Source organism: Rhizobium ruizarguesonis, assembly GCF_017357285.1.
GTDB classification, from domain to species: Bacteria; Pseudomonadota; Alphaproteobacteria; order Rhizobiales; family Rhizobiaceae; genus Rhizobium; species Rhizobium ruizarguesonis.
Genome location: NZ_CP071678.1, coordinates 3,029,017 through 3,042,600 on the forward strand (window position 1 = coordinate 3,029,017; position 13,584 = coordinate 3,042,600).

Genomic DNA, 13,584 nt, shown 5'->3' on the forward strand with positions numbered 1-13,584 from the left:
AGCGAACTCACCCAGCCGCCTGGTCGAGAACACTCCAGTCAAAACCGCGTGCCCAGTCGGCGTAGCTGTGCCAGCCGACATCGGCGAAGTCGCGGCGCAGGGCGGCGATATCGGCGTCGTAGCCGGTAAGGTCGAACCATTCGAACATCAGCGCCGTATCCTCGCTCTGCTGCCGTATCGCCGCGATCGGCAATTCCTGGTAGCGGATCGGGCGGCCGAGCGCCTCGGACAGGATCTTCACCTGCTGCTCGCCGGACAATTCATCACCGGCTATATCGAAGCGCTTGCCGAACACCTGTTCGCGCCGCTCGGCCAGTGCCGCGACGAAAGCGCCGATGTCGTCGATCGTGATCTGCTGCAGCACGCGGGCGGGCGGCAGCGCTGCGGCATAAACTCCCTGGCGCAGCCCGTCGATCGCCCAGGGCGCCACGGTGTTCTCCATGAAGGCGACGGGCGCGCTGATCGTGTAGGGGATGCCGAGGCCTGCCACGTGCTTCTCGACGAGATACTTGCTGTCGAAATGCGGAATGCCGGTCTTCTTATCGGCATCGGCGACGGAGGAATAGATGAGGTGGCCGATGCCGGCGGCCTTCGCCGCATTCGCGACCGTGATGCCCTGGCGGGTTTCCGCTTCCGTCCCGGCCTCATAACTGCTGCCCATCAGGAAAATCGTGTCGACGCCGCTTGCGGCCTTCGCCACGGATGCGCCGTCATCGAGATCGCCGGCGACGACCTCGACTCCTGCCGCGGCCAGCCGCTTTGCGCCGTCGCTATCCGGCTTGCGTGATATCGCCTTGACGCGATGTCCCCGCGCGATCAGGGCGCGCACGACCGCGCCGCCTTGCTGGCCTGTGGCGCCGGTGACCAGAACGCTTCGTGTATTGCTCATCTGTCTGCTCCTTGTTGTGACTGATGCAACAAAGGTAAGGCCTGTCGTATTGAACCATAATGGCCTATAGTTGGGAAACATCGTACCATCATAGGCTACAATGATCGATCTCAACGATATCATGATCTTCGCCCGCGTCACCGAAGCGGGCAGCTTCACCGCCGCAGCGCGCTTGCTCGGAATGCCGAAGACGACGGTCAGCCGCCGTATCGCCGCGCTCGAGCGCGAACTCGGCGTGCGGCTGCTGCAGCGCACGACCCGCAGCCTCAACCTGACGGCTTCAGGGCGTCTCTACTACGAAGAAAGCAGCCAGGCGCTGCGCACCATCGAAGGTGCCAACCTGCGGCTTGCGGAAGCGCGTGCTGAGCCTGCCGGCACCATCCGCATATCTGCGCCGGTCGGCTTCGGCGGCCACTTCCTCCAGGATGCGATCTTCGAATTTCTTTCGACTTACCCGAAGACGAGCGTCGAGCTGCGCCTGACCGACGACAGGCTGAACCTCGTCGAAAGCGGCATAGATCTCGCCTTCCGCACCGGCGTCCTCGAGGATTCCACCTTGATCGCCCGCAAGCTCGGCTCGACGCACCGCCTTCTCTGCGCAAGCCCGGATTATCTCGCCCGCTGCAGCACACCTGAAGTGCCTGAAGATCTCGCCCGCCATGACTGCGTCATCGCCGGCCAATCCGCCCAGGCGCAATGGCTGCTGGAAGGTCCGCACTGTCAGGAAACGATCGCGGTTTCGGGGCGCTTCGCCGCCAACGAGATGCAGGCGGTGATGGCCGCCGCGATCGCCGGCTACGGCATTGCGCAATTGCCGCACGGCGTCGCCGATGCCTGCATCAAGGACGGGCGGTTGCGCCGGGTTCTCGACGGCTACACCACCCCGACCGGCGGCCTGCATGTCGTCTATCCCAGCAGCCGGCACTTGCCGCCTTTGGTCAAGGCGTTCATCGAACTGGCCGTCAGACGGCTGAACGCGATAACCGGCAACAGCGACGATTACGTGATCGTCTCGCGGTAGAACAGGATGATTTTAGGCGGGGTCGGCCTAAAATCTGAATCCCGTTCTAAATTAAGAGTTGGAGCATGATGTCGTCCGAAAACCGCTCACACTTTTCGGCATCATGCTCTAGGAAATCCGCCCGACCTTGGTCACACCTCCTTCAGCACCACCTTGCCGTCGAGGCTTCCGATCAAGGTTGCGCTCGCCTGGTTGAGACCCGCGACCTCCACGGCGATGCCGTGCGCTCCGAACCGCTGCACGACCTTGTCGAGTGCGGCAACGGCGGTGATGTCCCAGAAATGCGCCTCGGACACGTCGATCAGCACGGTCTTGCCGACTGCGTCCTGAACGTCGAAGGCTTCGACGAAGACGTCGGCGGAGGCAAAGAACACCTGGCCGGACACGCGATAGATCAGCCGCCCGGCGGCTTGGTCGGGCGCCACGTCGACGCGCAGCAGGCTGGCGACCTTGAAGGTGAAGAACACGCCGCTGAGCAGAACGCCGACCGTTACCCCAAGCGCCAGATTGGCGGTGAAGACGGTGACGAGGACGGTTGCCACCATGACGGCGCTCGACATCCGGGGATGGACGATAACCGCTCTCAGCGACGACCAGTCGAACGTATCGATCGACACCATGACCATGATCGCCACCAGTGCGGCGACTGGAACCTCGGAGACCCAAGGCTTCAGGAGCACCATCAGGATCAGCAGGAACGCGCCGGCAAACAGGGTGGAGAGCCGGCCGCGCCCGCCATATTTCACGTTGCTCACCGTCTGGCCGATCATGCCGCAGCCGGCGATGCCGCCGAAAAGGCTGGCGGCGGCGTTGGCGAGGCCGAGACCGGTACATTCGCGGTTCTTCGAACTCGGCGTATCCGTGAGATCGTCGACGACGCTCGCCGTCATCATCGATTCCAGCAGTCCGACCATGGCAATGGCAAGCGCGGGTGCTGCAATGATCCGAAGCGTTTCCAGCGTCAGCGGCACCGCCGGCCAGCCGAAGACCGGTAGCGAATCCGGGAGCTTGCCGAGGTCGGCAACGGTGAGAATAGGAAGCTCGAGCGCCATCGAGGTGACGGTCAGAATCAGGATGCAGATCAGCGGTGACGGGATCGCGGTGGTAATGCGGGGCGTGAGGTAAATGATGACGAGCCCTGCAATCAGCACGGCATATTCCATCCAGCCGGCGCCGATGATGTGTGGCATCTGCGCGGCAAAGATCAGGATGGCAAGTGCATTGACGAAGCCGGTGCGCACGGACTTCGACACAAAGCGCATCAGCACGCCAAGCCGCAGCAGGCCGAACACGATCTGCATCAGCCCCGCCAGCAGCCCGGCCGCGAAGAGATAGGGCAAGCCGTGGGCATGCACCAGCGGTGCCGCGACGAGTGCCACCGACCCGGCTGCCGCCGAAATCATCGCCGAGCGTCCGCCGGTAAAGGCAATGACAATGCTGATCACGAAAGAGGCGAACAGACCAACCTCGGGATCGACCCCCGCCACGAAGGAAAAGGCGATCACCTCGGGGATGAGGGCGAAGGTCGCCACCGCTCCGGCAAGCATTTCGCGCATGGGATTGGCGGACCAATCACGACGGATGGAGGAAAGCAGCATAGGAAGGATTCTCGCAAAGCATGGCCGGACCCACTCTTTCGAGCGGTCGCGTGATGGCATGCAGGTTTTGCGTTGTCTGGCGGATCGGCGGCCAGAAGAGCCACCCGGGATCTCACCGGGTCCGTGGTGAATGCCTGCGGTATAGACGAGATCTCTACCGCAGTGCAACATTCAATTGCCAAGGACGAAGGCGAAAGCAGACGAGCACCCATTGGGATAAGCGCACGAGCCGTCAGCCTCTCATTGGACGGCATCTTGAAACTCGTTCCTTCTCTTGGGCGCTGAGGAACCGGTACCTCCTCACTGCCAGAGGAAGTCCGGTCCCGTGCTCTGGGATGTGAGCTTGAGCGTCCCATCCGGCTGGACGACATAGGTCTCGAACACACGGTAACCGAAATCGCCAAGGAAGGTATTCTTGACCACCGTTCCCGGACGATAGGGGGAATGGAGGACCTTTCCGCCATAGGTCAGGCTGCCGGGAAGAGGCTGCGGATCCCCTGCGCTGGCGCAGCCCGAAAGAGCGAAGAGAACGGCAATGAGTGCGTGTTTCATCCGGACTATCTCCTCGGGCTGGGCACCAGCAGCCTGAATGACGTCGATCTCCTTCTTATCACAACGCAGCTTTGCTGATGTTCACAAAGCAGCCTTGCTGCTGTCGAAGTTTTTACGTCGCTCCTCCGCCCGCGAGAGCGCGCTGGCGATCCTCTCGTCGGTGAAGGGCTTGGAGATCACATCAAGCGCGCCTTCGATACCGTGCCCGACATTTTCGGGACTGCCGGTCACGAAGATGACGTCAACCCGATGGCGGTCGATCAGCCGGCGCGCGAGCTGAGCGCCGCTCAGCCCATCGGAGAGACTGAGATCGACGAGCGCGACATCGCTTCTTTGAGCGTGGGCGAGAGCCTGCTCCACCGTCGAAACCGGCCCAATAGTCTGGTGTCCAGCCTCCTGCGCGATGCGTTCGAGCTCCAGAGCAATAAAATTCTCGTCTTCAACAATCATGACCTTCATGAATAAGCCTCCTCTTTAGCGTGCTGTCAGGCGCACTACCGGTAGCGGCTACAACGCAACTGTCACCGGAATGTTTCCACTTTGAGAAGAATATATTGGCGATCGGCGGGCAGCGCCGCATTACCGGTCCCGCTACTGGTTCTTGTGGAGGAACCAGCCGATGGCGCGGTCGCTCCGGCATCGGGAAAGCGGCAATTGCCGCACGGAATAAATCCGGGTGATCGCCCCTTCGTCATCCGTATCAACGATGGACAAGGCAATCATCCCCAAAGCGAAAGACCGCCTCATCTCAACCGTCCGTCGAACGCCTGTTGCGCCTTTCGAAATCACCCGCGTGGGATGGTTGAGGTTCAAGAGCCGTCGTGACCGGCAACATTACTTCGCCCGGGCAAACAACTCCCGGTCCCGGGCGCGGATGGGGTCGGTCCAGTCGCGCTCGAACCACGGTGTGCCGCCGGGCTGGGGCGGGCGCTTGAGCTCAAGCGGGCGGGCGGCGCCGTCGTTTGCTTCGGAGGCGACGCGGAAGATGTAGTGGTCGTACATCCGGAGCGCCTCGATCATGTAGCTGGTCGCCACCGTGCGGTCACGGACGAGGACGAGGTTCTCGCCGTTCTCGTCATCGGCGGGTTCGGAGAAATTGTAGGAGCCGAGATAGACCCGCGCCGTCGGCTTGTCGAAGTCGAGCACGACGAACTTGTGGTGCATCCTCGTGCCGCGCTGTTTGCCGTCGACGCCTGACAGGCCCGAGGGCTCGGTCACGAAGGGCGGCGGCACGTTGCCCGTCAACGCCGCCGACCGTACCACCCGCCGACGGTTGTCGGGAGTGAGCACGGTCAGGCCCAGATTGCCGGCCCGCACCTCGGCATCAGCAATGCCCATCACATGCATATCGGGGCGCTCCAGGGCGCGCCCCAATGCCGGGCCGATCGCCCCCTTGGTCATCTGGCCGAGAAAGGCGAGCGAGAAGAACACGCTGGACTGCGCAGTATCGATATCGGCGCCGATCTCGTCCAGCCGGCCATTGGCGTCGCTGTGCGGAGAGAAAGCGACCTTGGCGTCGACGCCGTCAAGGCCAAGATCGATCCAGCCGGCAGAACTTGGCGAGGCGCGGAAATGGTCGGCGCGCTTGGCGGTGAAATAGCTCTCGAAGGCGGTGAAATAATCCTCGATCGCCTTGTCGCTGTGGACGGCGAGGCTGTTGTTCGACTGTACATAGAGCCCGCGCCAGCTGAGATTGGTCGAGCCGTAGAGCACGGTCGAGATACCGCTGCCGCTGACCGCGATCGATTTCTGATGCTGCAGGTTGGCCATATGCTGGCGCTTGACGTTGGCAGCACCCGCCGAGGCGATCAGCCGCTCCGCCGCCCCCGTCTCCGGCGAATTCGGGCGGCCATGGCCCTTGGTGCTGGCGCTGTCGTCGATGATGATCTTGAGCTTCGGCCCCAGCGCTTCCAGCCGGGTGACCACCTCGGGCAGGTTGAGGTCATAGGCGATGGCGCGCACCTCGGCGCCAGCAGCGTGCGCCCTGTCGAGCAGATCAAGCGTTTCGGCTCGCGCCTCGAAGCCCATCCAGGCGAGTGCCCGCTCGGCATCGGCATGGGTCGGCACGAAGTCCAGTCCCTGGTCGCCAACTGGTGGCACCAGCGTGATGATGGGTCCGCCGGCGGCAAAATTGCGCACGAAGGCCTGCGACGAGACGAAGCCGCGGGTGAAGGCGACGTTGAGCTTGCCGGGGATGGTTTCGCGCATCAGCGCCAGTTCCGCCTCCTGTGCCTCGCCTGATGTCAGCGCGCCCGCGGCATCCATGAACTTTGGCGTGATGCGATAGGTGAACTTGCCGGGCAGATCGGCATTGAAGGGAAAGTGCACCCAGCGGAACTTCTGGATCGGCGCCTCGGTGGTACGGATGCCGTCCTCGGGAACCGGCTGGCCGGGAAAGCCGATGCGGTTATGCACCGTCTTGAAGAAGTCAGTATCCGGCTCACGATACTGGATGGCGAAACCGACGAAATCGATCGGCGGCAGGCCATTCTTCCAGTCCATGCCGAGCAGCACCATGCCGTCGCCGCGATGGATGGTCAGCGCAAAAAGCGAAGCGGCATTCCTGCCGGTCACACGAAAATCCGCATCCATGCCCGCCTCCCCTGGAAATCGGGCAAAATCTAGCATGGTTCCGTGACAGTAAGGAGATATGTCGGCGAAATTCTGCGCGCAGAAGGTGCAGGGAGGCGACGGTACGGCGCAAGCGCGTTCTGGGACACCGCCTCCGTCGCCCAGTCGTCAATCGTTGACCCGATTGTCGATGACCGCCGACGCTGTGCCGGGCTTTGCGGACGTCCAGCACGCCGCCACGACCTGCCCTGCTGATGCGTCGTCATGAAAGAGAGTTGCGGTTCGCCAGACTTTCAGACGGACCGCCGTACCCTCCTGCCGGGACGGGACGGAGGATACGGCCGGACCGGCCCTACGGTTTCTCGTTTGCACTCTCGGCCCGAAACGCCGCCTCGCCGGCGTCGGACACCTCGACCCATTTCTTGTCGGGCTCGGCGTCCGGCACGTAGCTGTCGTGCCAATTCCACCACTTGTAGGTCGGGGTCTGGGGATAGCCATCGGGCGATTCCTCCCAGACTTCCTGGCGGCCGAGCGGCGTGATGTCGAGGTAGTTCCAGGTGCCGCCCATCTGCTCGTCGCCGCGGTTGTTGATGAAATAGGTGCGGAAGATGCGCTCGCCGTCGCGGTAGAACACGTTGGTGCCGTGCCACTCGTCGACGCCGAAGTCCGTGTCGAAACTATCGGTGATCGTGACCCACGGCATCGTCCAGCCCATCCGCGCCTTCAGCCGTGCAATGTCGGCCTGTGGCGCGCGCGAGGCGAAGACCAACGTCGTGTCGCGGGCGTTGAGATGGGCGACATGGGCGACCTGATCGGCGACCATCGAGCAGCCGCGGCAGGCATGTTCGGGCCAGCCGAACACGCCGGGCTCGTAGAAGGCGCGATAGAGGATGAGCTGGTGTCTGTTGTCGAACAGGTCGAGCAGGCTGACTTTGCCCTGAGGACCTTCGAACGCATAGGCCTTCTCGACCGCCATCCACGGCATGCGTCGGCGCTCGGCGGCGAGTGCGTCGCGGGCGCGGGTCTCAGCCTTTTCCTTGACGAGCAGTTGCGCGCGGGCCGCCTCCCAGGCCTGCGGCGACACGACCGGTGGCTTGTGCATGGCTTGTCCGCTTTTTCCATTCTCGGCTGAAGCAGTCATGGCTTTCAATCTCCTCATTGGGGCGATTTCCCAGGCTTGGAAGCTCGGTTCATCGCGCATTGGTCTGAGATAGTTTCGCATCGGAAATCGAACAGGGGGAGTAACAAGTGTGACCGTATTCCCTGAAACCGTCGGTCGCAGCCTTGGCGCGCGAGTGGTGTTGGCCGGGAGCGCGTCCATTAGCGTAATCTTGTTTACGAATTGCACACGTGCTACAACGCCACAAAACGGCGCATACGAACCCTGATCAAACCGAGATCGTGCCCGTGAATATTTTTATCGCGACTGTTGCTACGCTTGTCATTGGCGTCCTGCCGGCATGGGCAGGTCCTTTGCATCAGGCGGCCAAGGACGGCGATATCGCCCGCGTCACACAGTTGCTGGACCAGGGCTCCGATCTGTCGGAGCTCGATGAGGCGGGCGAGCCGGCGCTGATTATCGCGTCATTGGCCGGCCATGCCGATGTCGTCGCTCTTTTTCTGGATCGCGGCGCCGACATCGAAATCCGCAACAAGGGCGGGCTGACGGCACTGCATGCGGCAGCCTATGCAGGAAATCTGGAGGTGGTGAAACGGCTTGTCGCCGAGGGAGCTGATGTCAACGACAGGAAGAATTTCTATCAGATGTCGCCGCTGCACGGCGCCGCCGAAGAGGGCCATACCGAGGTGGTGGCTTTTCTGCTGACTGCAAATGCGGATGTCGAAGCGACGGAAAGAAACGGGTACACGCCTCTCACTCAAGCCGGGTGGCGGGCGCATTGGGATACGGCCAAATTACTCATGGAAGCCGGTGCTGTTTGCCAGAAAGCCGAGCTTGTGGGCGAACCGCTCTACAAGGAATGCACCAAACGGCAATAGCATTTCGCTTGAAGTAACAGACCGCGTCCGGGAACGGAGCTTGTTATGTTTTATCATGTGCAAAAATGCGGAAGCCGGCTGGGCGTGGCTGTTGGCGCTACGGTGATGCTGCTTTCCTTCCTTCAGCCTGCGGGGGCCGAGGAATTCGTCAATACCGGCTATTTCGGCGATATCGCGATCAAGGGTTATGACCCAGTCGCCTACTTCACTGAAAACCAGGCCGTCGAAGGATCCGAGACATATTCCCACCACTGGCTTGGCGCGACCTGGTATTTCTCCAGCGCTAGAAATCGCGATCTCTTCAAGGGCGATCCGTCCAAATATGCGCCGCAATATGGCGGCTATTGCGCCGACGGCGTGTCTTTCGGGACAGTGACCACCAATATCGATCCGAAAGCCTGGCGGATCATCGATGGCAAACTGTATTTGAGCTATGACCCCGGCGCGGCGGAAGGCATGGAGAAGAATCCGACCAAGGTGACCGACTCGAAGAAACATTGGTCCGAAGTTCAGCAGACACTGATTTCGGAAAAGATGCACACCGTCTGGCAGCAACCGGCTACGAAATGAGGCCGCAACGCCTGGCTCCTCAGGGTGCGGGTGCAAAGAACGTCAAGGCGCGCGGCGTGACGTGTATGTATGGCCGGTCACGCTGCTCGTCGGAGGTGTTGCGGTAAACATATCCGCACACCATCCGGTCGAGGAAATAGCCGTCGAATTTTTCGCAGATTCTGTCGCCCCGCACCTCGACGACGCCGGTGATGTTGGTATTCGCGCTGCGATAGGCGGTGTTTCCAGTCTTGTCGAAATACTGGATGAAATCCGTGCCGTTCTTGTGCTTGCCGGTCCACGTCTTGCCGTCGACGAGATTGCGCAGCTCTGCCTCGCCGAGCCGGTCGGTTTGCTTGCCTGCAAAACCGAAGGGCCATTCGGGAATGCCGGCCTTTCGCAATCCGGCCAGATGACGCTGAAGGTCGCTGTCCCGCCAGTAATCATAGAGATAGCTGTAATAGGTGAGATTGCTTTCCGGGAACAGCTCCAGCAGCTTTGCCGTCTCCGCCGCGGCCTTGGTTTCATTGCCCTGATCCGCATAGGCCGCCGCCAGATATTCGCGCGCCGGCTCGACCTTCGGCAGGCTGTCGAGCGTCGGCTCTATCAGGGAAATCGCCCGCTGATCATCACCCGCAGTATAAAAGACGATCCCCGCCAGCAGCTGAAAGCTCGACGCCGGTGATGGGTCGAGCCGCAAAGCCTTTTCCATCTCAGTGACCGCCTGCCCGCTGCTGCCGGTGTGGACCAGGATGAGAGCGAGGTTGGCGGCGGCCTCCGCATCGTTCGGCTGCATCGCGACAGCCATTTTTGCGGAATTCCCTGCCTCCGTCTCGCGCCCGTCCACCCATTGCAGCAGGGCAAGCACGGTGTGCGCCCTGGCGTTGTTTGGATCGAGCTTGAGCGCCTGCCCGGCTGCGTCATAGGCGATCTTGCGGGCGACGGCGGCCGACCAGAGGTAATTATAGTCGTTGCGCCAGACATCGACGGCCACGCGGGCGATTCCCGCATGGGCATTAGCAAAGCCCGGATCGAGATCGATCGCCTTCTGGTAAAAGGACAGGGTCCGGCGATAGGTATCGACATCCCTGAAGATGAAACCCTCCTGCTCTGCCCTCATGTAATAATCGTAGGCTTCGAGATTTTCGGTCGGGATCCGGGCCAGTTGGTCGCGCTCGCGCGCGCTGAGCTTGACCGACAGGGCCGAGATGATCTTGCCGATCACATCGTCCTGAACGGCGAAGAGGTCGGCATATTGGCGGTCGTAGCGCTCGGCCCAGAGCGACAGGCCGGTGCCCGCGTCGATCAGTTTGACATTGATCCGCAGCCGCGGCCCGGCGCGCTGCAAGGTCCCTTCGAGCACATACTGAACGCCGAGTTCGGCGGCCACATCCTGGATTTTGCCGACGGAGTCCTGGATGGCGAAGACCGAATGGCGGGCGATGACGAAAAGGCCCGATACTTTGGACAATTCGGTGATCAGGTCGTCGGTCAGACCCTCTGCGAGATGGTCGTGCTCGGTGTCGCCACTGACATTGATGAAGGGCAGAACCGCGACCGAAGGCCTGTCCGGCAGCGGATAGGCGAAACGTTCGCCAGGACCCGGCGGTTTTGCCGCCATCCACGGCTGCCACCAGAGTGCTGCGCCCGCAAAAGCAAGGACGACGGCCGCTGCTATGCCGGCAACGAGGCGGCGTCTCGGCAGGCGCCTGCGGGTCTTGAGGGTTTTGCCGGCGGCGGTCGGCTCAAGCAGGACGCGGTAGACCCGGGTCGGTTCGGCGATGCTCTTCAACCGCTGTTCGCCGAGCGAAGCAAAACCGACCGGGACTTTCGATTTCACCTGGTCGTATGTCGTGCCCGATATGGCGATGCCGCCCGGTTCCGCCAGCGCCTGCATTCGATCGGCGATATTGACGCCGTCGCCCTGGATGTCTTCGCCCTCGACGATGATATCGCCGAGATTGATGCCGATCCGGAACTCGAGCCGATGCTCCGGCAGCGCCGCGGCACTCTGCGTGGCTTTCAATTGCTGAATCTCCACCGCGCAGCGCAAGGCATCGACGACACTCTGAAATTCGACCAGCAGACCATCGCCCATGGTTTTGACCAGCCGGCCGTGATGACGCTCGAGCGCCGGCTCGAAGACGTCATTCTGGTCTGCCTGAAAACGCGCGCGGGTGCCCTCTTCGTCGATCTGGCTCAATCGACTGTAACCGACGACATCAGCGATCAGGATTGCTGCAAGACGGCGCTCCATCCCCGGTCTTTCCTGGAGAGCGAATGTATTACTAACAATATCCTACAGTATGTCCCAGCGCGATGCTATCGTCGGGCCGGGCGATATTCAACTTAGTTGCGACATGTCCGATAAGGATGGGGCCGGACGAAATACTTCAATCCATCGTCACCCCAACCATCAGCAGAGTTGCCAAAAGCAGGCGAGTGTCGGAAGCTCGTTTTTGGCTATCAGGTGATGGATTGCGAGATATGACGACAGCCTCTTCCACGGAGCCAGCCAGGCACGGCAGCGCCCAGATCTGCCGCGGCTGCTGGGACCAGATGCATATGCCGATCCCGATCGGCGGCCCCCTCGCCTTGCCCTTCCGCGCCTTCGGCATCACCCGCAGCAAGATGAACCCCGACATCTGCACGATCTGCGAACGCTCCTTCCAATATGTCAAGAAGCAGCGCCAGATCACTGTCGACGCCACCATCCTGTTTGCTGATATCAGGGGCTTCACGGATCTGTCGGAGCGCATCGAGGCGGTGCAGCTGAGCGAGATCGTCAGCCTGTTTCAGGATCGATGCGCGCAGGCGATCTGGGCACATGATGGCATCGTCAACAAGCAGATGGGCGACGGCCTGATGGCGATCTTCAATTTCCCGATCGTCAGAAAGGACCACGCCGGCGCGGCAATCCTGGCCGCGCAGGAGATCCAGCGAAACTGCGCAACCGCACTGAACGGTCTGACGCTTGAGGCATTGCCCGGCCGCACCCTCGGCGTCGGCGTCGGCATCCATTCCGGTGAGGTCCAGATCGGCGAATTTTCAAGCTTTCGCAGCGATTTCACCGCGATCGGCGGCGTCGTCAATCAGGCCGCAAGGCTCGAATCCCAGGCTGCCGCCGGCGAGATCCTGATCTCGGCCGAAACGGCGGCGAAGGCCGCTGATCTCGCCGCAGGCGCCGAAACCCGCATGCTTGTGCTCAAGGGCATCGAGCAGCCGGTGCAGGCACGAGTTCTGGTCAAGCCCTGAGCTGCCAACCGCGCCGCCAACTCCTCCAAGCGTCTATACTGTCCTCAACGTCGCAGCCGCCGTTTCTCGCGTTGTGATTGCCGAACGCGTCACATTGCACGCCAATTAATCTTCCGGAAACGAACATAGCTTATCTCTATGCCATTCAAATCGTTGGGGTATCTCATGGGTGGTTTTTCTCTCTTTCACTGGTTGGTCGTCTTGATCCCGCTAGCAGTGCCGTTGTTCTTCATTTTCAGAAAACCGGCCGCCGGGCCGAACCGCTTCGGCGGCCTGCCGCCGGGAATGGGTTTCGGCCAGGCGATCAGCAGCTACTTCAAGAAATATGTGGATTTCAGCGGTAGAGCGAGCCGATCGGAATTCTGGTTTTCGGCGCTCTTTGTCGCTCTCGTCAGCATCGTTTTGTACCTTCTTGATCGAACCGCAACATTGAACGGGATCTGGTCGCTGGCGACGTTTCTTCCCTCAATCGCAATGGCCGCGCGGCGTTTTCACGACATCAACAAAAGCGGATGGCACCAGCTTCTTGGGATTCTGTTTCCCATTGGAACGATTGCCGTCCTTGTATGGTATTGCAGAGCGCCGTCCGTGGATGACTCCAGGGCGTCCGTTTTCTGAGGATGGTGCGCCGGCGAGCGTGGGGATGTTTCTCACGGTTTGAGCAGGACGGCGGCCGGAAGGTGATCGCGAGGCTGCCAAGCGCCTCGCCTCTCTCTCAGTATTTCATGTTACGCATTTCGGGAAAATCATAGTAACGCAGCCGTTCGTCGTGGCAGCGATAGTCGTTCTTTTTCAGGTACAGTATCATGTTGTGTTGCAAGCCCAGGCCGATATAGGACCAGTTTGGGTAGGCACGTTCCGTCGTGCGCGTGCAATATGCATATATCTGCTTTTCCGGATTAAGCAGAACCACGCTGGAAATCTCGGCCTTCACGAAGTTCCCCGGTTTAATGGTTCCCCGCAAAGCGTCGACGTATTCGCGTCGAACCGCGCTGGAAGGCGGCCGCTGGGAATCTACAACGGACTGCGGCGCCGGAGTCTGGCAGCCAGACAGTGCCAGCGGGACAGCGCAAACAAGGAGTTTAATTTTCATTCAGTTGGATCTCCCTCTATCAAAGTTGATGAAACGGGTTTCCTGAAGGCGATGGCTG

14 protein-coding genes and 1 other annotated feature are annotated in these 13,584 nt (G+C 61.2%); of the genes, 5 read left to right on the forward strand and 9 right to left on the reverse strand.

Features of this window, described 5'->3' with window-relative positions; all coding sequences use genetic code 11:
- Positions 1-7 precede the first annotated feature (7 nt).
- On the reverse strand, positions 8-889 hold the full coding sequence (locus J3P73_RS15025; protein ID WP_024322384.1) for an NmrA/HSCARG family protein: 882 nt from the start codon (positions 887-889) through the stop codon (positions 8-10).
- A 100-nt stretch (positions 890-989) separates the two neighbouring features.
- Between J3P73_RS15025 and J3P73_RS15030 the strand changes: the two genes are divergently transcribed.
- Positions 990-1,910: a LysR family transcriptional regulator gene (locus J3P73_RS15030; RefSeq protein ID WP_130692050.1), complete on the forward strand. Its 921-nt coding sequence runs from the start codon at positions 990-992 to the stop codon at positions 1,908-1,910.
- 131 nt (positions 1,911-2,041) lie between these two features.
- Here J3P73_RS15030 and J3P73_RS15035 read toward each other — a convergent pair whose 3' ends face one another.
- The 6 genes from J3P73_RS15035 to J3P73_RS15060 all read right to left on the reverse strand — a co-directional run bounded on the left by J3P73_RS15035 (position 2,042) and on the right by J3P73_RS15060 (position 7,772).
- Positions 2,042-3,508 carry a SulP family inorganic anion transporter gene (locus J3P73_RS15035; protein ID WP_130692052.1) on the reverse strand — a complete coding sequence of 489 codons (1,467 nt, stop codon included), beginning with the start codon at positions 3,506-3,508 and terminating at the stop codon, positions 2,042-2,044.
- A gap of 70 nt (positions 3,509-3,578) precedes the next feature.
- Positions 3,579-3,634: a sequence feature (sul1 is cis-regulatory element that is thought to sense ions involved in sulfur or methionine metabolism; They are found in Alphaproteobacteria), on the reverse strand.
- A gap of 174 nt (positions 3,635-3,808) precedes the next feature.
- On the reverse strand, positions 3,809-4,060 hold the full coding sequence (locus tag J3P73_RS15040) for a hypothetical protein (RefSeq protein ID WP_018074479.1): 252 nt from the start codon (positions 4,058-4,060) through the stop codon (positions 3,809-3,811).
- A gap of 81 nt (positions 4,061-4,141) precedes the next feature.
- A complete protein-coding gene (locus J3P73_RS15045) occupies positions 4,142-4,519 on the reverse strand; it encodes a response regulator (protein ID WP_018074478.1) in 378 nt (125 codons plus the stop codon).
- 132 nt (positions 4,520-4,651) lie between these two features.
- Entirely contained in the window at positions 4,652-4,774 is a 123-nt protein-coding gene (locus J3P73_RS37560; protein WP_245002676.1) for a DUF4087 domain-containing protein, read from the reverse strand.
- 120 nt (positions 4,775-4,894) lie between these two features.
- Positions 4,895-6,652, reverse strand: coding sequence for a phospholipase D-like domain-containing protein (locus tag J3P73_RS15055; RefSeq protein ID WP_130692054.1), 1,758 nt, complete (start codon positions 6,650-6,652; stop codon positions 4,895-4,897).
- Between the two features lie 331 nt (positions 6,653-6,983).
- The gene (locus tag J3P73_RS15060) at positions 6,984-7,772 is read right to left on the reverse strand and encodes a DUF899 domain-containing protein (RefSeq protein ID WP_024322388.1); all 789 of its coding nucleotides are present in this window, start codon (positions 7,770-7,772) and stop codon (positions 6,984-6,986) included.
- A 209-nt stretch (positions 7,773-7,981) separates the two neighbouring features.
- Here J3P73_RS15060 and J3P73_RS15065 point away from each other — a divergent pair, with 209 nt between their 5' ends.
- On the forward strand, positions 7,982-8,629 hold the full coding sequence (locus J3P73_RS15065) for an ankyrin repeat domain-containing protein (RefSeq protein ID WP_018074474.1): 648 nt from the start codon (positions 7,982-7,984) through the stop codon (positions 8,627-8,629).
- A 45-nt stretch (positions 8,630-8,674) separates the two neighbouring features.
- Positions 8,675-9,199, forward strand: a complete 525-nt coding sequence (locus J3P73_RS15070; RefSeq protein ID WP_018074473.1) for a YHS domain-containing (seleno)protein — start codon at positions 8,675-8,677, stop codon at positions 9,197-9,199.
- A gap of 19 nt (positions 9,200-9,218) precedes the next feature.
- Here the strand turns inward: J3P73_RS15070 and J3P73_RS15075 are convergent, their stop codons facing one another.
- Positions 9,219-11,435 (reverse strand): adenylate/guanylate cyclase domain-containing protein, encoded by a 2,217-nt coding sequence (locus tag J3P73_RS15075; RefSeq protein WP_024322390.1) that lies wholly within the window; start codon positions 11,433-11,435, stop codon positions 9,219-9,221.
- 230 nt (positions 11,436-11,665) lie between these two features.
- Here J3P73_RS15075 and J3P73_RS15080 point away from each other — a divergent pair, with 230 nt between their 5' ends.
- Both J3P73_RS15080 and J3P73_RS15085 read left to right on the forward strand, forming a co-directional pair.
- Positions 11,666-12,433, forward strand: a complete 768-nt coding sequence (locus J3P73_RS15080; protein WP_130692056.1) for an adenylate/guanylate cyclase domain-containing protein — start codon at positions 11,666-11,668, stop codon at positions 12,431-12,433.
- Positions 12,434-12,598: 165 nt separating this feature from the next.
- Positions 12,599-13,051 (forward strand): DUF805 domain-containing protein, encoded by a 453-nt coding sequence (locus J3P73_RS15085; protein ID WP_130692058.1) that lies wholly within the window; start codon positions 12,599-12,601, stop codon positions 13,049-13,051.
- 97 nt (positions 13,052-13,148) lie between these two features.
- Here the strand turns inward: J3P73_RS15085 and J3P73_RS15090 are convergent, their stop codons facing one another.
- The gene (locus tag J3P73_RS15090; protein WP_024322392.1) at positions 13,149-13,526 is read right to left on the reverse strand and encodes a hypothetical protein; all 378 of its coding nucleotides are present in this window, start codon (positions 13,524-13,526) and stop codon (positions 13,149-13,151) included.
- Positions 13,527-13,584 lie beyond the last annotated feature (58 nt).